The sequence below is a fragment of the Algoriphagus sp. SE2 genome, assembly GCF_039563885.1.
Classification (GTDB): Bacteria; Bacteroidota; Bacteroidia; order Cytophagales; family Cyclobacteriaceae; genus Algoriphagus.
Genome location: NZ_JBCLWJ010000008.1, coordinates 153,927 through 174,488, shown reverse-complemented (window position 1 = coordinate 174,488; position 20,562 = coordinate 153,927). Strand labels below are relative to the sequence as shown.

Sequence of the window (20,562 nt, the reverse complement as noted above, 5' to 3'; positions counted from 1 at the left end):
AGTGGCGGATTGCTAACCAATTGAATTTTAAAATAGAATAAGAACCGATTAAGTCTCCGAATAATAACAAAGAAATGCAGCTTTTGAACGAACAGGAAATAGAGAGAAGAAAAGACAGGGAAGAATTGATTCGATTAGGAATTAATCCTTACCCAGCTGAGGCTTTTCCGATTAATGTCACAGCAGAAGATATTCATAGAAACTACGAAAACAGAAAAAACGACTACAAAGGCATTTCCATTGCAGGTCGATTGATGAGTAGAAGAATCATGGGTTCTGCCTCTTTTGCCGAAATCCAAGATGCTACTGGAAGATTACAGATTTATGTTCGTAGAGATGATATCTGTCCTGGAGAGGATAAGACGCTTTATAATACGGTCTTTAAAAAGCTTTTAGGAATAGGTGATTTCATTGGGGTAAAGGGCTATATTTTTACAACTCAAACTGGTGAAATTTCACTTCATGTCACTGAGTTGACTTTGCTTTCAAAATCAGTGAAGCCGCTTCCTGTTGTGAAAAGAGATGAAGATGGAAATGTCCACGATGGATTTACAGATCCTGAACTAAGATATCGTCAGCGATATGTTGACCTGACAGTGAATCCTGAGGTGAAAAAAACCTTTATCACCCGATCCAAAATAATTTCTCAGATGCGTCGATATTTTGACGATCATGGTTGGCTGGAAGTGGAAACGCCTATTCTTCAAGCGGTACACGGTGGAGCAGCAGCTCGTCCATTCAATACGCATCACAATACCTTGGATATGCCGCTTTTCTTACGAATTGCGAATGAGTTATATCTGAAAAGATTGATTGTTGGTGGGTTTGATGGAGTATATGAATTTGGCAAGATGTTCCGAAATGAAGGAATGGACCGAACTCACAATCCAGAATTCACTTCCATGGAAATCTATGTTGCATACAAAGACTACATCTGGATGATGGAGATGGTTGAAGAGCTTTTGGAACAAGTAACTGAATCCATCCACGGAAAAACGAAAGTAAAAGTAGGGGAGAATGAGATCGATTTTGCTGGACCGTATAGAAGGTTGACGATGTATGATTCCATCAAGGAATATGCTGGGATCGATGTGAGCAAGATGGATGAAACAGCTCTTCGCAAAGTTTGTGCTGACATGGGAATTGCTGTTGATGATTCCATGGGTAAGGGTAAATTGATTGATGAGATTTTTGGTGAAAAAGTTGAAGCCAATTTGATTCAGCCTACTTATATCACAGACTACCCAATTGAAATGACGCCTTTGGCGAAAAAGCATAGAACGGAGCCTGGTTTAGTGGAGCGATTTGAACTGTTTGTAAATGGCAAAGAAATCGCCAATGCCTATACTGAATTAAATGATCCGATTGATCAGCGGGAGCGATTTGAAGAACAATTGAAATTAGCTGCTAGAGGCGATGATGAGGCCATGGCAATGGATGAGGATTTCTTGAGATCCCTGGAATACGGCATGCCACCTACTTCCGGCTTAGGAATCGGAATCGATCGATTGACCATGCTTTTAACCAATAAAACTACTATTCAGGAAGTGCTATTCTTTCCTCAGATGAGACCTGAGAAAAAGGCAGTGGAATTGACAGAGGAAGAAAAACTGGTTTTGGATTTATTGAAAAAAGAGCATCCGATTGACTTGGCTAAGCTGAAAGAGCAAGCGGGTCTGAGTAATAAAAAATGGGATATGGCGATGAAAGGACTAAGTAAAAAGGAATTGGCTAGAGTTCAGAAAGATGGAGATCTATTGACGGTGCATCCGCTTTAAAAACTCGCTAAAAAATATTGAACCGGGCCGTGAGGTCCGGTTTTTTTTATGGGTTTTATTTTAGATACTAAAGAACTTCCTCTTCTTACAGGTTTTTATTTATTGAATTTTTTAACGCAAAGGCCTGAAGAGAGAAAAAGAATTTTCCAGTGTTGGGATTTTAATAAAACTCAAAAAATTTAATATATCCTTATATTTAATTAACCCAAAACATTATTCATGAAGCAAAGCCTTCGCAGAAAATTCTTTAAGAAAATCGGTTTCGGCGCCTTGTCCATTTCTCTTTTTGGAAAGTTTTCTTTACCGGCATGGGCTGGTAAGTCTGAAGAGAGCTCAGCTGAGAAATCAGTGTTTTTAACCACTGGCTTCAAGTTTATGGAAGTTAGTGCTAATTCAGTTATGGTCTGGACACGGGTCTGCGGCCAGGAATCACCCAATCCCATTCGTCATGAGCGGAGGGAAGAAGTTTTTCGGCATCCTATTAACTTTGATGAAAGCATGCCAGTTTCCGAAATGGACGGTGGAGTAGTTGGTGCCAAAGGTTTTGTTCAGGTAAAATTAATAGGGGCTAGTGAGGAGTATTTATCCAGCTGGGTTGAGGCCTTGGAAGAAAATGATTTCACAGTTAAAATTCCATTTGATGGTCTAGCCTCAGCGAGCAACTATGAAGTGGAACTTTTGGTAAAGTCTGAAGAAAACGCTCCAACACTATTAAATAGAGGGAGTTTCAAAACATCCCCCGATCCGGAAAATCCTGCTCCGCTTTTGTTTACTACATCCACTTGTCAATACTTCTGGAGTTTTGATGAAGAAAAAAGAGGATTTCATTCTTATGATAGTATGACCTCAATGAAACCTGATTTTTTCATTCAAACCGGGGATTACGTCTATTATGATAAACCGGGACCACTGGCAAAGAACCTTGAACAGGCGTGTCATAAATGGCATGCTATGGATGCTTGGCCAAGTTTGAAGGACTTGTTTAAAACAGTTCCTGTTTACATGATGAAAGATGACCATGACCTACTGAAAGACGATTCCAATCCTTCCTCTAGTGCATATGGAGATCTGACTTTTGAAGATGGCGTCTCACTTTGGTATCAAAATGTCCCTCTTCCCGGAAAACCCTATCGAACTCTGCGCTGGGGAAAAGACTTACAGATTTGGATGGTTGAGGGGAGAGAATTCCGAACCCCCAATGAAGAACCAGATGGCCCAGAAAAAACCATTTGGGGTCAGGAACAAATGGACTGGTTTCAAGAATCTGTTGAAGCATCTAACGCCAACTTCAAGATTCTGATCACTGCAACTCCGATCGTCGGCCCAGATAGAGATTCCAAATCGGATAACCACGCTAATAAAGCCTATGAATTTGAAGGCGAGAAACTCAGATCTTACCTCTCAGGTATTCCAAATTTATTTGTCATTAACGGAGATCGACACTGGCAATATGTATCAAAAGATTTAAAAACAGGTCTGATGGAATTTTGCTCAGGTCCGATTAGTGACTTCCATTCTCAGGGTTGGAATGCTGATGATGTGCGACCAGAGCATCAGTTTCTGAGACTAAAAGGAGGCTTTTTAAGTGTAAAGGTGGAAAGGGTAGAAGATGAACCCATCATCCGTTTTACACATCATGATGTGATGGGTAAAGCAGTTCATGAAACATTTTTTAGAGTGAAAGGATAAAAGCGTGCTTCGGATCACAGTTCTATTGGTACGCTGAATGTTTTTATTCACATATTTAATAAGAAAATCAAGCTATTCTTTGGCCTTATCAACTGATCCAAATACCTGTTTCAATAATTCTGATTTTCTGGCATTGATATTTTCCCTGATTTTTAATTCTTCCTTTGCAATTTCTATAAAGAGTCCGTCAATTGCTTTTTTGGTGACATATCCGGTCAGGTCGGTATTTACTTTTTTTACAAAGGGGACTTTGTTATAGCGGGTTGTCACATCCTCCCAGTAGTTAGTTGCATCTACTTTTTTTAGGCTTTGATCAATAATAGGTTCAAATTTCACAGCCAAACTATCTGAAGTAGATTTCGCGAAATACTGGGTGGCAGCATCTTTTTCTCCTGTCAAAATTGTTTTCACATCTTGAATACTCATTTCTTTGATTGCCGATTCAAAAATTGGCTTTGCTTGAATCGCAGCATCCTCTGCTGCCCGGTTTACACTTACTATCACCTGATCCACCATAGAACCCAAACCCAAGGATCTCAACGTATTTTCAATATTTTTTGCTTCTGGTGGAAAGAGGATTTTTACATCCAGGTTATTCAAATAGCCATCCTTCTGGTGCAGTCGATCAGCACTGATTTCTGTGGCTAATGCCAAAGCCTCCTTTAAACCGGCATTGAGTTGCTCATTACTTGGTTTGAAGATATTTTGAGCCAAAAGGGATGTTGAGGTCAAAGACAAAACAAAAAATAGAAGAATTCGGTACAGCTGCGTTAGATCGACGCTTTTTGAAATTTGCATTGGGATATTTTAGTTGAAATGTTGGATATAAAAGAATTAACGGAATCGAATCAGATAAGATATCAATGATTTGCTATAAATTAGGTTGTGGCAGTTCAATAAGGGTGGAATTCATTTTTTATAAAAATGACAAATAGATAGGTTAATTATTGATCAAATTTTAATTTAACAATTCATCCAGTGCAAAAAATATAATAAAATGAATCTTAGGATAAACTCGGAATTTGGAACTCTTAAAGCCGTGTTGATGCACAGGCCTGGAAAAGAAATAGATAGGCTTACTCCCTACAATAAAGAGCTTTTGCTTTTTGAGGATGTTCCTTATTTAGAGGCTTTGCAAAAGGAACATGATGCTTTTTCCAATTTGATCAAGGAATCAACAGGAGCACATGTTTATCAATTGCGGGAATTATTGATTCGGGTTTTATATGATCAAGAGATTCTTTTAAAGCTTATGAAGGATTCCTTAAAAAAATCTGGTTTGGTCCATCTGGCTGAAGATATTTTAGAAAGATATTCTACTGCAGAATGTGCTTCCATTTTGACCGGAGGACTGAAGATTCATGAACTAAGAAGGAAAATCCCCAAATTAAAAGTGGGAGAATTGATGGAATCTGCCTTTGCCATTTCTCCTTGTCCTAATTTATATTTTCAAAGAGATCCAATGGCTTTGACGCCTGGTGGCGTTATTTTCTCTAGTATGAAGATGGACGGTAGGCAAAGAGAAGCTGATTTATTGAGAACCATATTTGAAAATCACTTAGAGTTTAAAGACAATGTAAACCGACTCTATCCAATCGTGGGTCATGATAATCCACCGAGTATTGAAGGCGGTGATATTATTGTCTTGTCAGGAAAAGCAGTAGCAATAGGTAACTCCGAGAGAACAGATGAAAAAGCCATTTATCATGCTGCAAAAGCTATGCTGGCAGAAGGTTCTGTGGAGCGGGTTTATGAAGTTCACCTCCCTAATAAGCGGAACTACATGCACTTGGATACGGTCTTTACCATCTTGGATGAAAATCTGGTATTAACTTATCCAGATGCCTTAAATTCTGTTTTGCAAACCTCACTTTATACCTTAAAAGAAATCAAAGATGATAAAGTAAGTATAAAAAGGGAGGTGTTGAAGGAATCTCTTTTGACAGTTTTAGAAAGAGAAATTCCACATTTGGAAATACTTCATACTGCTGACGGCAATCCTGATTATTCTCTCAGAGAACAGTGGTTTGATGGAGCCAATGTTTTTGCAATCGGACCTCGACGAGTGATTTCTTATAATAGAAATATCCACACCAACAGGGCATTGCGGGAGTTGGGAGTGGATGTTCTGGAAATTCCTTCTTCTGAATTATCAAGAGGCCTAGGAGGTCCAAGATGCATGACTATGCCGCTGAGTCGGTCCCGGATTTAAAAAAGGAAATGTGGATTTGTGGTTTGAATAACCAGTCTATTTGAATTTCATCTAATGCTTATCTATCAAAGAAAGATCTTCTTCTGGATACTTTAAGATCTTGAAGAATACTTGACTTGACTCGGATATCGATGTTATAAGAGGTGAATCTTCCAAAAGGAATCCAGTTGACATTCATTTGCCAACAATGCAGATCCCTGGCTATTCCGATCATGGATTGGGTAATCTTTTGTGCCTGTAAATCAATACCGGTGTTAAAATTAATTTTCCATTTTTCGGAAAGGGAAAAGTCCCCACTAAGATTCATCGCTTGCGTTACATTTGTTGTACCAGTGGGTTGCTTGCTATAGCTTAAATTATATCCTATCCGTACACTCCAGGGGATATTCCAGTCTATGTATTGGCTCGGGTCAGATACAATCCGGTTGATTTCACTCTCTACAAACTCATTTAAAACTCCTCCCTGCTCCATGAAATTGGAGGTGACTTCGTCTCTCACCTCACCAGGTGATTTATTCCCTCCTGGATTCAATGACATGTTCATATTTAAGGAAGCATTTCTTATCGTACCGATTCCCTGCCCATTATTCCACGTAAATTCATTGATTCTACGAATAGATTCTTGTCCGTTACTATTCAAAAAAGTCCGAGTAGCATAAGGGTCTAATGTGGTACTCATGTTGACAGAAAGTTTTCTATCAAAAAAGCTGGTTCTGGCACTGATGCTAAAGGGAGCGAGATTGAATGAATCAGCGGCAAAATTATAGCTCGTACTCAGGTTTAAAGTTTCCAGCAATGGAATTTTCTTGGTGGTAGCTTCAGCTGTGTCTGATTCGGTTTTGATTTTGGCTTCTAATACATTCCGAAGGTTAAAGGTCAAAGCTCTTGATTCACCTATTGCAGCTCCTCCAAAAATGAAACCTTGATGTCTGGAGAGAAGTCTGGTATCACCTTCTTCATTTACCTGAACTTCTTGATAATAACCATATCTGGGGTCAGAGAAATCCGGTCTGAAGCTGAATCCAAATGAAGGTTGAATATGTTGCCTTATTGTTTGGACTTTTCCATTTCCTTTAAAATTAAAAAAACCATAAATATTGGTGTTTAAGGCAAAGGATGAGCTATAAGTACTGATTCTGTTGAAGCCATCCTCCAATATTTTATCTACTCGCTCCTCAGATGGATTGTAGTAATAATTGATTCTATTTAAATACCAAAGTTCCTGATAATTAAAGGAAGCGGTACCAGTGAAGTATTTGAATAAGGTAAAGTTGGAAGAGATGGGGATGGTATTTCTAGCGCCATTACTAGCATTATCCAGTAGTAAGCTTGCATTTGCAAGATTAAAAGGGATGTACTGAGTTTCCTCATTTCCTGTGTTCAGATCAGTTGGGACTCCGAATGATTGATCCACCCGATTCGTTATTGAATTTTGCAAATTGAAATTCCAGGCAATGTTTAGTGTTTTTAGAGGCTCAAATTTTAAATTTCTAAATGGATTTTGCCGATTCATATTCACAGCAATGGTAGGTAAATCCACCCTAACTTCTCCTGTGGTGACACTTTGAGAATGCCTCATATTCGCTGACATAGAAAAAGGTGTTCCCGAAAAAGTTTTTGAATAGGCAACATTTGAAGTGAATTCAGAAGTCACGTTATTCTGGAAATTATTCTGACTGATTACGTTGTTGAAATAACTGGTACTCCCTGCATTGACTGAAGCCGAAAATCTACTGTTTCCTCTTGATTCAGGAGTGTGGCTCCATTGAACTCTAAATGTGTTATAATTGACCGGATTTAATTCAGTTTCAGGAGACACAAATTTTTGGAAGTCAATATTGAAGCTTCCCCCATACCGATAGCGTTTTTTGTAGATAGCCTGCGATTTTGCACCCCATCCTCCTTTAGAATATATATCTCCTGTAAATCGTGCATGAATGTAATCGTTGACGGCAAAGTAGTAGCCAAAATCTCTCAAGAAAAGACCTCTTACTTGCTCACTACCATAAGAAGGGAAAATTATTCCTGAAGCTTTTTCTTCAGGGGTATCAGGTATTATCCCAAAAGGCAAACCCAAAGGCGTTGGAATTCCATTGAAATAGAGATTGAATGGGCCTGAGACCACTTGTTTTCCTTGAATAGATTTTATTTTATTAGAGGAAATGTGCCAATGTGGGTCGGTCAATTTACAGGTGGTGTAATAACCATGGCTAAGATAGATACTTCCATCCTCGGTCTTTTTGATAGTTTCACCACGCAAAACCCCATCTTGCTGCTCAGTGACCACATCTTTGATGATAGCTTTTTGCGTGACGAAATTGTACCGCATTTCTTTTCTGATTTCGTAAACGTTTGGGCCGTCTTTGAAAAATGGATTTCCTGTTACATTTCCCAAACTATCAGTAACTCCAGAAGCATAGAGCATAGAGTTTTTCCAGTCGATTACAATCAGGTCAGCCTCTAATTTCATTTCCCCGTATTCAAACCAAGCTTTGTTATAGAGATAAACCTTGTTTTCAGTAAAATCAGAAACGATACTGTCTTCAGCGTAATAGGTAATATCTTGTGTGATTGGTCCACTGGGCATAATTTTTGCCACAGAATCAGAAGGTAAAGTATCTCTAAGTGCAGGAGGATTTATTTCTGGCAAAGTATCTGATAGGGGTGTAGCCAATGTGTCTGGCACAATTAACCTTCTTTCAGTTTGCCTGGTAGGTTGTTGAGCAGCTACCCAAATAGGAGCGATCAGTAAGCCGAATATTGAAAATAAAAGGAGTCTAAATCCCTGCACAGTTGATTGCGCTTTATTTAATTTGTGTAAAATTTCGTGTAAAGTTAATTCTATTGCCCTCATGGAACGGTCCAAAAGCAAAAAAATTCTTACTTCTTTAATTATCCTAATACCATTTGTCTTTGGAGGATTCATATCTAACGAATCTATGATGCCTGCGTTTCGAATGAAGAAAATTGTCATCGATGCAGGTCACGGTGGAAAAGATCCTGGAAACCTCGGTTCTAGGTCCAAAGAAAAGAATATTAATCTTGCCGTGGCACTTTTAGTAGGTAAATATATTGAGGAATATCTGCCAGATGTGGAAGTGATCTATACTAGAAAAGATGATAGTTTTCCAGAATTGAAAGAAAGGCCAATCATCGCCAATAATAATAAGGCGGATTTATTTGTATCAATCCACTCTAATTCAGCCCCCAGTAGATCAGCGTATGGTACGGAGACTTTTGTGATGGGGATGAAGCATTTTGAAGCTAACTTTGATATTGTAAAGAGAGAAAACTCAGTAATTCTTTTAGAGGATAATTACAAAGAGAATTATGAAGGTTTTGAACCAAACTCTCCTGAATCTTATATGATGTTTAACTTGATGTCTAAAGTTCATTTTGAAAACTCAGTGACATTAGCAGATCATGTAGAAACCCAATTTAAAAATAGAGTAGGTAGAAAAAGTAGAGGGGTGAAGCAAGGTCCATTTTACGTGCTTTGGACTCCATCAATGCCTTCCGTGTTGATCGAATTAGGCTTCTTATCCAATACTGAAGAGGAAAGATTTTTGATGAGTCAAAAAGGTCAGGAATATATGGCTTCAGCGATTTTCAGATCTATTCGAGATTATAAAGAGCAGATCGAAGCGAATTAATAAAAATTTGACATCAATCATTTAGCCCTTTTTCTCCTCGGAAAAGGGCTTTTGTTTATATTCAAAAAACTCTTAATTCAATTATTGAGTTTTGAATAGATAAACCCAAATAAAACATGAATTCAAAAACCTCTATGGAATACCAATCTTTTAAATCCTTATTGGAAGAATTGAAAACCAAAACTGAACAGGTAAAACTTGGTGGAGGGACAAAACGCATAGCGAAGGAGCATGAGAAAGGTAAGCTTACTGCTAGAGAAAGAATCAATTATTTGGTCGATAAGGATTCTGAGTTTTTAGAGATTGGAGCATTTGCTGCAGATGGGATGTACGAAGAGGAGGGAGGTTGTCCTTCAGCTGGAGTTGTGACTGGAATCGGATATGTCAAAGGCAGGATGGTCATGATTGTTGCAAATGACGCTACCGTAAAGGCTGGAGCATGGTTTCCGATGACAGCCAAAAAGAATTTAAGAGCCCAGGAAATTGCAATGGAAAACAGAATTCCAATCATTTACCTGGTGGATAGTGCAGGAGTTTTTCTTCCCATGCAAAATGAAATTTTTCCTGATAAAGAACACTTTGGAAGACAATTCAGAAATAATGCAAAAATGTCTGCCATGGGGATTGTCCAAATTGCAGCTATTATGGGAAGTTGCGTTGCGGGAGGAGCTTATCTTCCGATCATGTCTGATGAGGCTTTAATCGTTGATAAAACAGGGTCGATTTTTCTTGCCGGGTCTTATCTAGTTAAAGCGGCAATAGGTGAATCGGTAGACAATGAAACGCTGGGAGGTGCCACTACTCACTGTGAAATATCGGGAGTAACTGACAATAAATATGAAAATGATAAGGAATGTCTCGATGCTATTAGAACTATTTTTGACAAGATTGGCGCCAACGATAAAGCTGGTTTTGATAGGATAAAACCTAAGAATCCAAAGCTATCTGGTGAAGAACTTTTAAATGCCTTCCCGATTCAACGAGTAAAACCTTACGATATGCTTGAGGTAATTTCCGGATTAGTGGATGAAGGAGAAATTGAGGAATACAAAAAGGATTATGGTAAAACCCTGATTTGTGCGACAGCAAGGATTGATGGTTGGGCTGTGGGGATTGTTGCAAACCAGCGGAAAATAGTAAAGAATGCCAGTGGGGAAATGCAAATGGGAGGGGTGATTTATTCTGACTCAGCCGATAAAGCTGCCCGTTTTATCATGAATTGTAATCAACGGAAAATTCCTTTGGTATTCCTACAGGATGTTAGTGGTTTTATGGTAGGGAGCAAAGCAGAGCATGGCGGAATTATCAAGGATGGAGCTAAAATGGTGAATGCCATGGCCAATTCAGTGGTTCCGAAATTCACCATTGTATTGGGTAATTCCTATGGAGCCGGAAATTATGCCATGTGTGGAAAAGCATATGATCCACGATTGATTTTTTCTTGGCCAACTGCCCAGATGGCGGTCATGTCTGGAGCTTCAGCGGCAAAAACCTTACTTCAGATTAAAGTTGCATCTCTGAAAAAGAAAGGAAAGGAAATTACAGAAGCAGATGAAAAGCAGCTTTTAGATGAGATTACCAATAAATATAACGAAGAGCTAAGTCCTTATTATTCAGCAGCAAGACTTTGGGTAGACGGAGTAATAGATCCTAGAGAGACTAGAAAAGTGATCAGTATGGGGATAGAAGCGGCAAATCATGCTCCTATTTCTGAAAGATTTAACACAGGAGTTATTCAAACTTAAGCACTTTATTAGTAAATTATTTCGACAGAAGGCCTTTCACAGAATTTGCGTATGAACACTTTCACTCCTGGAGAACTAAATGCATTGGTTTCACTTTTGGACGACACTGATTATGAGGTGAGAAGCCATGTGAGAGAGCAGATCATTTCCCTTGGAACTGAAATCATTCCTTTTCTTGAAGAAAAATGGGAAACGAGTTTTAATCCGGAGATTCAAAAAGAAATTGAAGAAATGGTTCATGATCTTCAGTTTTCTCTCTTGAAAAAGAGATTAATTGAATGGAAAGAATCAGAAGACCGGGATCTACTTACTGGGCTTTGGATAATAAATACGTATCAATACCCAGATTTAGAATACGAAAAACTAAATGCAGAAATGCATCAAATTTATTTTGAGGTTTGGACAGCTTTTAAAAATGACCTTCCGCCTTACGATCAAGTAAGGATCATTAATAATGTTCTTTTCAACAACTTAAGGTTTTCCGCAAACACCAAAAACTTTCATTCGCCGGCCAATAGCATGCTTTCTGCCGTTTTGGATTCGAGAAGAGGAAATCCTTTAAGTCTCTGTGCGATTTATTTATTGGTTGGAAAGAAATTGGGTTTACCTATCTATGGGGTTAACCTTCCAAATTTATTCGTTCTTACTTACAAATCGGGGGACCTTACTTTTTACATCAATGCCTTCAACAAAGGATTGATTTTCAGTAAGCAGGATATTTTTAACTATTTAGAACATCTGAAACTGGAGCCAAAGGACGAATATTTTGAACCCTGTGCTTATTTACAAATTCTGATGCGGACCTTAAGAAATCTTTCTAATTCTTTTGAGAAGCTTGGGGAATTGGAGAAAGTGGAAGAAGTGAAGGAATTAATGTCAATTCTGGAAGATTAGAAGCTTCTTACATTACAACCCACGGCCCGAACTTGTTCAGGACTAGGTTTTTCACCTCTAAGCACTTGATTGAGAGCTCTTTCTAGATATTTCTCAGTTACAGAATTTGCAGCTTGAGCATTGTTATCAATAGCACCTCTAAAGGCTACTTGAATGCCATTCTCGGATGGGATCAAAATTACAACTTCCGGTATTTTTGTAATTTTAAAGAGTTTGACCCAATCCTGATTTACATCCATTAAGTAGGGCATATTTAAATCAGTTTCATCGACGTGACTCCGCATGAGGTCAGAATTTTGGTTTTCACTACCCAAATCAGGATTTACTAAGGCAAAGGAAATTTCTTGATTTTGAAATCTTGATCTTAAATCGATAATCCGCTCTTCATACAATTTTGCAAAAGGGCAGTTTGTGCTATGAAAAATCAAGACTAGAGCTTTACCTTTCAATTCTTTGGAAACAGTATAGGATTTCCCTGTCACGGCATCCTCCAAAACAAGACTACCGATATCCTGTGCCTGAGCGAATAAACCCATCGAGAAAATAAAAAATAGAAATAAGAACGATGTTTTTTTCATATGTAGATTACCAAATTGTATAGGTCAATACTGTCTTGTCAATAACACGAGCCTGAACCTTATAGTAGTGATTTGAGAAATCAGTATTTCTGATTTTAGCTTTGATAATAGGTGAATTGACGGAAAAAGGTTCTAAGAGAATATTGTCCCGAAAGCTCACTCCCCTTCTTCCTTGACATTTAAAGATAGACTCTTTTGCAGACCATGCCAAAGTATAGTGAAGCGGATCCTTTTCAAGGAAATCAATTTCGGAAGGATCCAAAAATCTAAATCCTATCCTCAGGATTTTTTCACGAATAAAATCCATGTCAATTCCCACTGGTAATTCGCGATGGTAGATCGCCCCAGCCAATCCTTCAGTATGCGATAAGGAAACAAATCCGTTTCCATTCATGGATTGGGATTTGCCATGCTCATCTTTGAAAAAACCTGGATATGGAACATGCAGGGCTTCTAGCGTATCTTTGATAGCGATTCTTGCCGTGGCCCATTCTTTTCGTTTTTCTGGATGTGAAATGTTTGCATATGATAGTTTTTCCCGAAAACTCAAGAATTCTAGATCTTCTTCCTCCTGCATTTCAATTATCTTGATTGCTAAGGCTGATGAAGAATCAATTTTTTCTATTTTTGTTTGCATAGGCGATTAGGGATTGACCAAGTCACCGACCAATATATGTCAAAAATTCAAGTTAATAAATTACAAACCCTTACAGGGCATAATGACTGCATCTATGCTTTAACAGAAGGAAGTGACCCAAGATTTTTTTATACCGGAGCTGGAGATGGTATGGTGGTTGAGTGGGATCTGGATGATCCCAAGTTTGGTAAATTAATTGCTAAACTACCACATTCTGTCTATGCCATGGAAGTTGATAAAGAGAGGAATTTACTTTTTATCGGCCATAATTATGAAGGGATTCATGTGATAGATTTAAATGTAAATAAAGAAATATGGTCTTTGAAGTTTACTGACCAAGCGATATTTGACATTAAAATTTTTGGGAAAGAGGTATTTATTGGAACAGGGGATGGCATCCTCGTGATTGTTGATATTCCGACAAAATCTGTGAGGAAAAGGGTTAAGCTAAGTTTCAAAAGTATTAGGGTGATGACTTTGTCTCCAACTAAGAAGCACCTAGCTCTTGGTTTGAGCGACCATACCATCAAAATTTTAGACTTAAGAGAAGACTTTCATCCGATTGCAAATTTAGCCAGTCATGAAAATTCAGTTTTTGCTTTATCCTATTCACCAGATGAGGACTCTTTAATTAGCGGAGCAAGAGATGCCAGACTCAAATTCTGGAGCACATCAAATTATAAATTGGAAGAAACGATTGTGGCACATATGTATGCCATTAATTATTTATCTTTCAAGGAAGACGGAAAATATTTAGTAACCTGCTCCATGGATAAATCCATCAAGGTTTGGGATGCAGCAGAGAAAAAACTTTTGAAAGTCATAGACAAAGCAAGAAATGCCGGACACGGCACATCCATAAATAAAGTACTTTGGAGTACCTATTCAGGTCAAGTTATTTCAGTATCTGATGATCGTACAATATCCATTTGGCAAATAGAAGAAATCTAGCACATGAAAATCACACCAGCAGCTATCAGGCAACAATCTTTTGAAACCGCCTTCAGAGGATTTGAGAAAAAGGAAGTATCACAATTTTTGGAAGAAGTTAGTCAGGTGGTAGAAAAACTACACCAGGAAAACATTGAACTGAAATCCAAACTTCAAAATACTGAAGCGGAGGCGAAGCGGTTAAAAGATGTGGAAGACTCCCTTTTCAGAACATTGAAAACAGCTGAAGATACGGGTGCTTCTATTATTGAAGAAGCCAATGAAGCAGCTGATTTGATTATTTCCGAAGCTAATTCTCAAGTTGAACAAACTGTTGCTAAGGCAAATGAATATGCTAAAAAAGTTGAAGAGCAAGCTCAGCAACAAGCTTCAGTCATATTGAGTGCAGCAGAAGCTAAAGCGAAGGAAACCATTGTCGAACTTCGAGAAAGTATGCAAGGCTTAGTGCGATCATATGGTGGATTGGTAGATCAAAGAGAAGCGTTGGTAAAAAGTTTAAGAAGGATTTCTCAAGACATGTTGAATCAGATTGATCTTTCAGATGCACATTTTTCAAGAATTGATGCAAAAGCTTATCAACGAGCAATTGATGAATTAAGCCGTTCTAATGCCTTTACCTTTGCAAATATCGAGAATCTTACTCCAGAAGAAGAGTTTGTCCCTGAGCCTGAAAAGGCGGATCCAATGGCTGAAATGGAAGTGATAGAAGAAGAATTGGAATTGGAAGTTCACGATTCCACCCCTGACATAGAAATTGAAAAGGAAGTAGAGGAAGAACCCGAAACTGAAGAAGAGACTCAGCCAATAAAAGAAGAATTGGAGTCAATGGAAGATTCCAAGCCTGTGGAGAAAGAGAAAAAAGCAGAAATTAAAAATTCCTCTTCAGAGGAAGAAAAGCCGAAGCCTAAAGAAGATAAATCAAACCAATCAGGTTCATTTTTTGATCAATTTGACTAATGGGAAAAGTTTCACTTGAAGGTATTGAATTCCATGCTTATCATGGAGCATATCCTGAGGAAAATGTGCTGGGCAACCGTTTTACTTTAGATTTAGAGCTTGAAACGGACTTCAAAGATGCTATGCTCAAGGACAATCTAAAATCCACAGTGGATTACACTCGGATTTATAAACTTATTAAAGAACGGATGGATGTGAAGGTGAAATTACTTGAACATCTGGGCCATCTGATTATTGATGATATTTTGAAAGTCTACCCTGATGTGAAAAAAATAAAGATTACCCTAAAAAAGCATCATCCCTCCTTGGGAGGGTTGGTGAAATTTTCCGCAATTCAAATACAATACCCTGAAGATTATGCGTAAAGTAATTTTACTGACATTTATTTTATTATCAGCCTATTTGACTTCTAATGGTCAGGGGCAGGCATACCAGTTTTTTTCCAATAAAGGCAAGAAGTTGGATTTCAAAGATGTGGTAAAGTTGGCGAATAAAGCGGATGTGACTTTTTTTGGAGAATTGCATAATAATAGTCTCGCTCATTGGCTTCAACTGCAATTATTGAAAGAAATGGCAGAAAACAATCCTGAGCTGGTTTTGGCTGCAGAATTTTTTGAGCGAGATGATCAATTGAATATCGATGAGTGGTTTGCGGGCAAAATGACCGAGAAAAATTTCGAGACTGAGGCAAAACTTTGGAATAATTATAAGACTGATTATCGTCCATTGATGGAATTTGCGAAAGATCATCAATTGAAATTCATTGCTAGTAATGTTCCAAGAAAATATGCATCCTTAGTAAGTAGGTCAGGGATTGTCTCTCTAGATAGTCTAAGTTCAGATGCAAAAACATATATGGCTATTTTACCTTTTGAGATTGATATGACAATGCCTGGCTATGTAGCCATGAAAGACATGATGCATGGAGGACCTATGAATACCGATTTTATGGTTCAGGCACAAGCTTTAAAAGATGCAACCATGTCAGAATCCCTTTTCTCTACTATTTCAGAAGGAAAAAAAATCTTACATATCAACGGTTCTTATCACTCTAAGGATGGCGAGGGAATATTATGGTATTTGAAAAAGAGATTTCCTGAACTCAAAATACTAAATATCCATACAGTAACTCAGGATCAATTGGATTCTTTAAATCCTGATTATAAAAAATCAGGAGAGATCATTTTAGTTTTACCCTCAGATAGTCACGAATCCTACTAAACATGTACAATCGGGCAGAAACTTCCCGGATCCGAAAAGAGTTTTGGCTTACATTCGGACAATACATGAAGCCTATCAGAGGAGCATCTGGCTTTCGGGTTAATTGGCCTAATTATAAGACAGGAGTAAAGGATATTTATTTCCGGATGAAGGCTGAAAAGGACTTTGCCTCCATTGGTATAGAAGTTTGTCATTCGGACGAGGAACTACAGGAACTATTTTTTGAACAGTTCAAACAGTTTAAAAAATTACTTGAGGTAGAATTGGGGGAAAAATGGACATGGAAATTACATACCGAAAATGAGTTTGGTCAGAAGATCTCCAAAATTGAAAAAGTCTTACCTGCCGTAAATGTAATGGATCAGGATTATTGGCCAGAGATTATTTCCTTTCTGAAACCCAGAATCATCGCATTAGATGGGTTTTGGGAAAATGTCAAGCCTGGATTTGAAAATTGATTTGAAACTCCGAATTCAAAGCAGATAAGATTTTTTATGTTTTAAAAAGCTTTCTTGACATATTTTAATTCCTCAATTGTTCTCTCCCCGTTTTCGGTAATTGCTAACCAAAGAATAATCTCATTAGCCTCTCGTTTCATAGTTAATCCGTGAAAAAAAACACTTGTTTCATCCACTCCTACTAATCGAAAAGTAGTCCACTCATCTTTCTCTTCCCAAGGAGATAAATCAGCATTGAAATGCTTCAGTTTTAGTGTAAAGGAATTTCCTTCTTGAATGATGTTCATGAATTCAGAAAAAATGAGTTTTCCTTCGCTCCAAAATCTAAAAGTCCCAACCATGTTTCCGTCCGCAGCGGGCATCCAAACTTCTTCACATTCTCCACCAAAACCAGTTCCTTCCCAAAAACCTACTAACCATTTAAGATCAGTAATATTCCCGACCCCAGGATTTTGACCTTCTTCCAAATACTTTACTTGGGAGAAAAGTGGGCTGGATACGAATAAGAGGAAAATTAAAAGTAGGTTTTTCATAAGCTGTAATTTGCTTATGAATTTATGAAAAAACTTAAAGATCGTGTCTTTTTGGGATTTCAGGATTTATAAAAGTAAATCCTCTAGCCTCATCTCCTTCAAAAAAATCAATCTGCATTCCCATTAAAAACATGTAATGCCTCTTTTCTATCAAAACAGGTATTCCAGCAATTTCAAATTGTTGATCTTCCGCTTTTGGCTTATCAAAACCTAAAGCATAAGACATTCCTCCACATCCACCCCCTTTGACACCAACTCTTAGGCTATAATCAGAAGGAATGTTCTTATTAGCCATGATGTTTTTGATCTCAGCCTCAGCTTTTTCGGTTATTTGAACAGGAATAATCATGTGGTTCAAATGTTTTTGGCGCGGAATTGGTTCGTTTAGGTTTCAAATTTACGATCTTTGGTGTTTTTAGACAGGGATTATTTGTAGATATTCGAAGGAAAATAAAAAAATGGATTACGCGATAGAATTACTTAAAATTCTCCTACCAGCAGGACTTGTGCTTTATGGGATGTACCTGGTAGTTGTTTCATTTCTTTCTAAAGAAAGAGAGAAAATGATTGTGGAATTAAAAACTCAAAATACCCAGACAATTTTACCAATAAGGCTTCAGGCTGCAGAAAGATTATGTTTGTTGCTAGAAAGGATTTCACCAAACAACCTGGTAAGGAGATCTAATCCCGGTTCACTTACTGCCGCTGAACTCCATGCCAGCTTACTGCATGAGATAAGAGAAGAGTTTAGTCATAATTTTTCTCAGCAGGTTTATTTTTCTGAGCAAACTTGGGAGGCTGTCAAGAATGCTGTAGAAAGTGTAAATACAATTATAAACCAAAGCCGTCAATCAGTTGAGGCTGATGCTTCTGGAATGGATTTGGCAAGAGCTATTTTTTCAAGGTCTTTGGAACAAAATAACGATGCAATAACTTATGCGTTAAAACATGTAAAATCAGAAATCAATATTTATTTCTAAGAATGACAACTCTTAAATCAAAAGCGACCGAAGTAGTAGGAAAAGCCAAAAAGCTATTTGGTAATCAGGTAGATGCTGTGGTTAGGCAAGAAGAAAAGGTAAAAGAATTGATTTCTAAAACCTTCCAAAAAATTTCAAAGATTGGTGAGGACCCAAAAATAAAAAAAATAGTTGCCCCAATAGGAGTGTTTATCCGAATGATAAAAGCACATTTTAATGGAGCACACAAACTTACAGGTAGTACCCTTTGGTTATTGGTTCTAGGTCTTGTTTATTTTATCTCTCCTTTTGATATTGTCCCAGATTTTTTAGGGTTTTTTGGTTTTGCTGATGATTTATCTGTCGTCTTGGCGATTTATGCAAAGGTTAAGGATGAAGTTGAAGAATTTTTGGACTGGGAGAGAACTCAAGGATAATCAAAGCTGTTAGTATCCAAATTCTAATAGTATGCTTGATCAAATTTCACATCCAATCTCAAAAGAAATACTTACCTCCGGGCTTTCTTATTCTGGTTACCGCGAATTGATTGATAGACTTTTGGCTGAAGGAAAAACGACAGGTTCCAATCATTCTGAGTCTAATATTAATTACACTAAAATGAATGTGGCTCGAATGAATCGTGTGGATAAGATCGGCAAAGTTTCTGCCGAGATGGAGTCTTTAATTAGAAGCATTCAAAAACCTCAAACTTGGTTAATCATCACAGAAGCCTGGTGTGGCGATGCTTCACAGAGTATCCCTTATATTGCGAAATTGGTAGAATTGAACCCGTTGATTGACCTGAAGATTATTTTCAGAGATGAAAACCCAGAGGTAATGGATCATTATCTCACAGATGGAGCTAGATCGATACCTAAGCTGATAGCTTTATCCCACGACTTGGAAGAAGAACTGTTTACATGGGGTCCAAAGCCAAAATATCTTCGAGATAGGTTTAAAGCATATAAAAATGATCCAAAAGGAATAAGTCCCAAAGAATTTTCAGAGGGAACCTATCTTTGGTATGCAAGGGACAGAAATAAATCAATTGAACAGGAATTGTTTAAAGCAATTTCGGAAATCGAAAACAAATGAAAATAGCCATAATCTCAGGTGCTTCCGGAATGGTCGGCATGCAATTACTTCATCAATTACTCAAAGAGTATGATGATGTTATTAGCGTAGGTCGAAGAACACTAGCATTAAAACATGATAATTTGGTTCAACTGGAAGGTGATATGGCCAAAATCAACACTTGGGATTGGGAACATTTACTAGTTTCTAAGTCGCTAGGAGGAGAAAAAAATGCTTTAAAGGAAGCCATTTTAGAAAAGAAGGCCGAGATCCATGCTTTTTCAAGTCTTGGGACTACCATAAAACAGGCTGGCTCAAAAGAAAGATTTTACCAAATTGATCATGATTTGGTAATCGAATTTGCAAAATGGACAAAATCTCTGGGAGCTTCTAAATTTCTTTATGTTTCTTCATCTGGTGCTGACAGTAAATCTTCTATTTTTTATAGTCAAACAAAAGGCAAGACAGAAGAAGATTTGAAAGCTATTGGATTTGAATTTTTAGGACTTTTCAGACCATCCTTATTATTGGGAAATAGATCAGAATTTCGCCTGGGAGAGCAAATTGCAACTATCTTCATGAAGCCATTGGTTTGGTTCAAACTTTTTAAAAATATCAGACCGATTTATGATTATCAGGTAGCAAAGGGAATGGTGAAAAAAGCGCTAGGCCAGAACTCTCAATCAATAGAAATAATCAGCTCTGGACAATTACAAGGTCTTAGCAAATGATAGTAGTCATTCAACGGGCTTCCGAAGCTTCAGTTAAAATTGAAGGGATTGTCAAATCCAGTATTGGAAAAGGGCTGTTGATTTTGATTGGTATGGAAGAGTCAGATGGAGAGGAGGATATAGCATGGCTTTCCAAAAAGATTGTCAATCTTCGAATTTTCCCGGATGAAAATGAGGTGATGAATAAAAGCTTGTTGGATGTTGATGGGGAGATTTTATTGATCTCTCAGTTTACTTTGCATGCAAGTACCAAAAAAGGTAACCGACCTTCCTATAGCAAAGCTGCTAAACCTGATATTGCTATTCCATTATATGAGAAAATGATTGCTGCACTTGAAGCAGATCTTGGAAAAAGTATTGGAACAGGAGAGTTTGGTGCAGATATGAAAGTAAGCCTCGTAAATGACGGTCCGGTCACTATTCTAATAGATAGTAAAAACAAAGTATAAACGTAGGTTAAACCTATGATTACACTATTTTTGAAATAATAAA

The 20,562-nt window shown here is 37.7% G+C and carries 22 protein-coding genes; 16 read left to right on the top strand and 6 right to left on the bottom strand.

The window, feature by feature from the left end; translation table 11 throughout:
- Positions 1-74: 74 nt before the first annotated feature.
- Positions 75-1,778: a lysine--tRNA ligase gene (lysS, locus tag AAGF08_RS11755; protein ID WP_343511365.1), complete on the top strand. Its 1,704-nt coding sequence runs from the start codon at positions 75-77 to the stop codon at positions 1,776-1,778.
- Between the two features lie 219 nt (positions 1,779-1,997).
- Positions 1,998-3,467, top strand: a complete 1,470-nt coding sequence (locus AAGF08_RS11750; protein WP_343511364.1) for an alkaline phosphatase D family protein — start codon at positions 1,998-2,000, stop codon at positions 3,465-3,467.
- 72 nt (positions 3,468-3,539) lie between these two features.
- Here the strand turns inward: AAGF08_RS11750 and AAGF08_RS11745 are convergent, their stop codons facing one another.
- On the bottom strand, positions 3,540-4,265 hold the full coding sequence (locus tag AAGF08_RS11745) for a DUF4197 domain-containing protein (RefSeq protein ID WP_343511363.1): 726 nt from the start codon (positions 4,263-4,265) through the stop codon (positions 3,540-3,542).
- A gap of 199 nt (positions 4,266-4,464) precedes the next feature.
- Here AAGF08_RS11745 and AAGF08_RS11740 point away from each other — a divergent pair, with 199 nt between their 5' ends.
- The gene (locus AAGF08_RS11740; RefSeq protein ID WP_343511362.1) at positions 4,465-5,679 is read left to right on the top strand and encodes an arginine deiminase family protein; all 1,215 of its coding nucleotides are present in this window, start codon (positions 4,465-4,467) and stop codon (positions 5,677-5,679) included.
- A 58-nt stretch (positions 5,680-5,737) separates the two neighbouring features.
- On the opposite strand, the gene AAGF08_RS11735 is transcribed toward AAGF08_RS11740, so the two are convergent.
- Positions 5,738-8,533 (bottom strand): putative LPS assembly protein LptD, encoded by a 2,796-nt coding sequence (locus tag AAGF08_RS11735; protein WP_343511361.1) that lies wholly within the window; start codon positions 8,531-8,533, stop codon positions 5,738-5,740.
- On the opposite strand from AAGF08_RS11735, the gene AAGF08_RS11730 reads away from it, so the two are divergent.
- The 3 genes from AAGF08_RS11730 (at position 8,532) to AAGF08_RS11720 (ending at position 11,971) form a co-directional block, all read left to right on the top strand.
- On the top strand, positions 8,532-9,332 hold the full coding sequence (locus AAGF08_RS11730) for an N-acetylmuramoyl-L-alanine amidase (RefSeq protein WP_343511360.1): 801 nt from the start codon (positions 8,532-8,534) through the stop codon (positions 9,330-9,332). The two genes, AAGF08_RS11735 and AAGF08_RS11730, sit on opposite strands and share 2 nt — an antisense overlap.
- 116 nt (positions 9,333-9,448) lie before the next feature.
- Positions 9,449-11,077: an acyl-CoA carboxylase subunit beta gene (locus AAGF08_RS11725; protein ID WP_343511359.1), complete on the top strand. Its 1,629-nt coding sequence runs from the start codon at positions 9,449-9,451 to the stop codon at positions 11,075-11,077.
- A gap of 51 nt (positions 11,078-11,128) precedes the next feature.
- Positions 11,129-11,971: a transglutaminase-like domain-containing protein gene (locus tag AAGF08_RS11720; RefSeq protein WP_343511358.1), complete on the top strand. Its 843-nt coding sequence runs from the start codon at positions 11,129-11,131 to the stop codon at positions 11,969-11,971.
- On the opposite strand, the gene AAGF08_RS11715 is transcribed toward AAGF08_RS11720, so the two are convergent.
- Together AAGF08_RS11715 and AAGF08_RS11710 are read right to left on the bottom strand one after the other, a co-directional pair.
- Positions 11,968-12,549: a thioredoxin-like domain-containing protein gene (locus AAGF08_RS11715; RefSeq protein ID WP_343511357.1), complete on the bottom strand. Its 582-nt coding sequence runs from the start codon at positions 12,547-12,549 to the stop codon at positions 11,968-11,970. The two genes, AAGF08_RS11720 and AAGF08_RS11715, sit on opposite strands and share 4 nt — an antisense overlap.
- A gap of 7 nt (positions 12,550-12,556) precedes the next feature.
- Positions 12,557-13,186 carry a 4'-phosphopantetheinyl transferase superfamily protein gene (locus AAGF08_RS11710; protein WP_343511356.1) on the bottom strand — a complete coding sequence of 210 codons (630 nt, stop codon included), beginning with the start codon at positions 13,184-13,186 and terminating at the stop codon, positions 12,557-12,559.
- A 36-nt stretch (positions 13,187-13,222) separates the two neighbouring features.
- Here AAGF08_RS11710 and AAGF08_RS11705 point away from each other — a divergent pair, with 36 nt between their 5' ends.
- From AAGF08_RS11705 to AAGF08_RS11685, 5 genes are read left to right on the top strand one after another with little or no spacing between them, the layout of a single operon-like run.
- The gene (locus tag AAGF08_RS11705) at positions 13,223-14,137 is read left to right on the top strand and encodes a WD40 repeat domain-containing protein (RefSeq protein WP_343511355.1); all 915 of its coding nucleotides are present in this window, start codon (positions 13,223-13,225) and stop codon (positions 14,135-14,137) included.
- A gap of 3 nt (positions 14,138-14,140) precedes the next feature.
- Positions 14,141-15,094, top strand: coding sequence for a DivIVA domain-containing protein (locus AAGF08_RS11700; protein WP_343511354.1), 954 nt, complete (start codon positions 14,141-14,143; stop codon positions 15,092-15,094).
- Positions 15,094-15,459, top strand: a complete 366-nt coding sequence (gene folB / locus AAGF08_RS11695; RefSeq protein ID WP_343511353.1) for a dihydroneopterin aldolase — start codon at positions 15,094-15,096, stop codon at positions 15,457-15,459. The genes AAGF08_RS11700 and folB overlap by 1 nt, the downstream gene beginning before the upstream one ends.
- On the top strand, positions 15,452-16,315 hold the full coding sequence (locus tag AAGF08_RS11690; RefSeq protein WP_343511352.1) for a ChaN family lipoprotein: 864 nt from the start codon (positions 15,452-15,454) through the stop codon (positions 16,313-16,315). Before folB ends, AAGF08_RS11690 begins: the two co-directional genes overlap by 8 nt.
- Before the next feature lie 2 nt (positions 16,316-16,317).
- Positions 16,318-16,773, top strand: a complete 456-nt coding sequence (locus AAGF08_RS11685; protein ID WP_343511351.1) for a DUF4268 domain-containing protein — start codon at positions 16,318-16,320, stop codon at positions 16,771-16,773.
- Between the two features lie 41 nt (positions 16,774-16,814).
- On the opposite strand, the gene AAGF08_RS11680 is transcribed toward AAGF08_RS11685, so the two are convergent.
- Complete coding sequence (locus AAGF08_RS11680) at positions 16,815-17,306, bottom strand: DUF6265 family protein (RefSeq protein ID WP_343511350.1); 492 nt, start codon at positions 17,304-17,306, stop codon at positions 16,815-16,817.
- Between the two features lie 34 nt (positions 17,307-17,340).
- A complete protein-coding gene (locus tag AAGF08_RS11675; protein ID WP_343511349.1) occupies positions 17,341-17,655 on the bottom strand; it encodes an iron-sulfur cluster assembly accessory protein in 315 nt (104 codons plus the stop codon).
- Positions 17,656-17,764: 109 nt separating this feature from the next.
- On the opposite strand from AAGF08_RS11675, the gene AAGF08_RS11670 reads away from it, so the two are divergent.
- The 5 genes from AAGF08_RS11670 to dtd are packed head-to-tail and all read left to right on the top strand — an operon-like array spanning position 17,765 to position 20,519.
- Positions 17,765-18,286, top strand: coding sequence for a hypothetical protein (locus tag AAGF08_RS11670; protein ID WP_343511348.1), 522 nt, complete (start codon positions 17,765-17,767; stop codon positions 18,284-18,286).
- Between the two features lie 2 nt (positions 18,287-18,288).
- On the top strand, positions 18,289-18,702 hold the full coding sequence (locus AAGF08_RS11665; protein WP_343511347.1) for a DUF1232 domain-containing protein: 414 nt from the start codon (positions 18,289-18,291) through the stop codon (positions 18,700-18,702).
- Between the two features lie 31 nt (positions 18,703-18,733).
- Positions 18,734-19,360, top strand: coding sequence for a thioredoxin family protein (locus AAGF08_RS11660; RefSeq protein ID WP_343511346.1), 627 nt, complete (start codon positions 18,734-18,736; stop codon positions 19,358-19,360).
- A complete protein-coding gene (locus AAGF08_RS11655; RefSeq protein WP_343511344.1) occupies positions 19,357-20,070 on the top strand; it encodes an NAD-dependent epimerase/dehydratase family protein in 714 nt (237 codons plus the stop codon). Before AAGF08_RS11660 ends, AAGF08_RS11655 begins: the two co-directional genes overlap by 4 nt.
- A complete protein-coding gene (gene dtd, locus AAGF08_RS11650; RefSeq protein ID WP_343511343.1) occupies positions 20,067-20,519 on the top strand; it encodes a D-aminoacyl-tRNA deacylase in 453 nt (150 codons plus the stop codon). The genes AAGF08_RS11655 and dtd overlap by 4 nt, the downstream gene beginning before the upstream one ends.
- The last annotated feature ends 43 nt before the right edge of the window (positions 20,520-20,562 follow it).

Bases quoted from the DNA above. Each gene is read 5' to 3' on its own strand.
- lysS (WP_343511365.1), top strand. From the start codon at position 75: ATGCAGCTTTTGAACGAACAGGAAATAGAGAGAAGAAAAGACAGGGAA.
- AAGF08_RS11750 (WP_343511364.1), top strand. From the start codon at position 1,998: ATGAAGCAAAGCCTTCGCAGAAAATTCTTTAAGAAAATCGGTTTCGGC.
- AAGF08_RS11745 (WP_343511363.1), bottom strand. From the start codon at position 4,265: ATGCAAATTTCAAAAAGCGTCGATCTAACGCAGCTGTACCGAATTCTT.
- AAGF08_RS11740 (WP_343511362.1), top strand. From the start codon at position 4,465: ATGAATCTTAGGATAAACTCGGAATTTGGAACTCTTAAAGCCGTGTTG.
- AAGF08_RS11730 (WP_343511360.1), top strand. From the start codon at position 8,532: ATGGAACGGTCCAAAAGCAAAAAAATTCTTACTTCTTTAATTATCCTA.
- AAGF08_RS11735 (WP_343511361.1), bottom strand. From the start codon at position 8,533: ATGAGGGCAATAGAATTAACTTTACACGAAATTTTACACAAATTAAAT.
- AAGF08_RS11725 (WP_343511359.1), top strand. From the start codon at position 9,449: ATGAATTCAAAAACCTCTATGGAATACCAATCTTTTAAATCCTTATTG.
- AAGF08_RS11720 (WP_343511358.1), top strand. From the start codon at position 11,129: ATGAACACTTTCACTCCTGGAGAACTAAATGCATTGGTTTCACTTTTG.
- AAGF08_RS11715 (WP_343511357.1), bottom strand. From the start codon at position 12,549: ATGAAAAAAACATCGTTCTTATTTCTATTTTTTATTTTCTCGATGGGT.
- AAGF08_RS11710 (WP_343511356.1), bottom strand. From the start codon at position 13,186: ATGCAAACAAAAATAGAAAAAATTGATTCTTCATCAGCCTTAGCAATC.
- AAGF08_RS11705 (WP_343511355.1), top strand. From the start codon at position 13,223: ATGTCAAAAATTCAAGTTAATAAATTACAAACCCTTACAGGGCATAAT.
- AAGF08_RS11700 (WP_343511354.1), top strand. From the start codon at position 14,141: ATGAAAATCACACCAGCAGCTATCAGGCAACAATCTTTTGAAACCGCC.
- folB (WP_343511353.1), top strand. From the start codon at position 15,094: ATGGGAAAAGTTTCACTTGAAGGTATTGAATTCCATGCTTATCATGGA.
- AAGF08_RS11690 (WP_343511352.1), top strand. From the start codon at position 15,452: ATGCGTAAAGTAATTTTACTGACATTTATTTTATTATCAGCCTATTTG.
- AAGF08_RS11685 (WP_343511351.1), top strand. From the start codon at position 16,318: ATGTACAATCGGGCAGAAACTTCCCGGATCCGAAAAGAGTTTTGGCTT.
- AAGF08_RS11680 (WP_343511350.1), bottom strand. From the start codon at position 17,306: ATGAAAAACCTACTTTTAATTTTCCTCTTATTCGTATCCAGCCCACTT.
- AAGF08_RS11675 (WP_343511349.1), bottom strand. From the start codon at position 17,655: ATGATTATTCCTGTTCAAATAACCGAAAAAGCTGAGGCTGAGATCAAA.
- AAGF08_RS11670 (WP_343511348.1), top strand. From the start codon at position 17,765: ATGGATTACGCGATAGAATTACTTAAAATTCTCCTACCAGCAGGACTT.
- AAGF08_RS11665 (WP_343511347.1), top strand. From the start codon at position 18,289: ATGACAACTCTTAAATCAAAAGCGACCGAAGTAGTAGGAAAAGCCAAA.
- AAGF08_RS11660 (WP_343511346.1), top strand. From the start codon at position 18,734: ATGCTTGATCAAATTTCACATCCAATCTCAAAAGAAATACTTACCTCC.
- AAGF08_RS11655 (WP_343511344.1), top strand. From the start codon at position 19,357: ATGAAAATAGCCATAATCTCAGGTGCTTCCGGAATGGTCGGCATGCAA.
- dtd (WP_343511343.1), top strand. From the start codon at position 20,067: ATGATAGTAGTCATTCAACGGGCTTCCGAAGCTTCAGTTAAAATTGAA.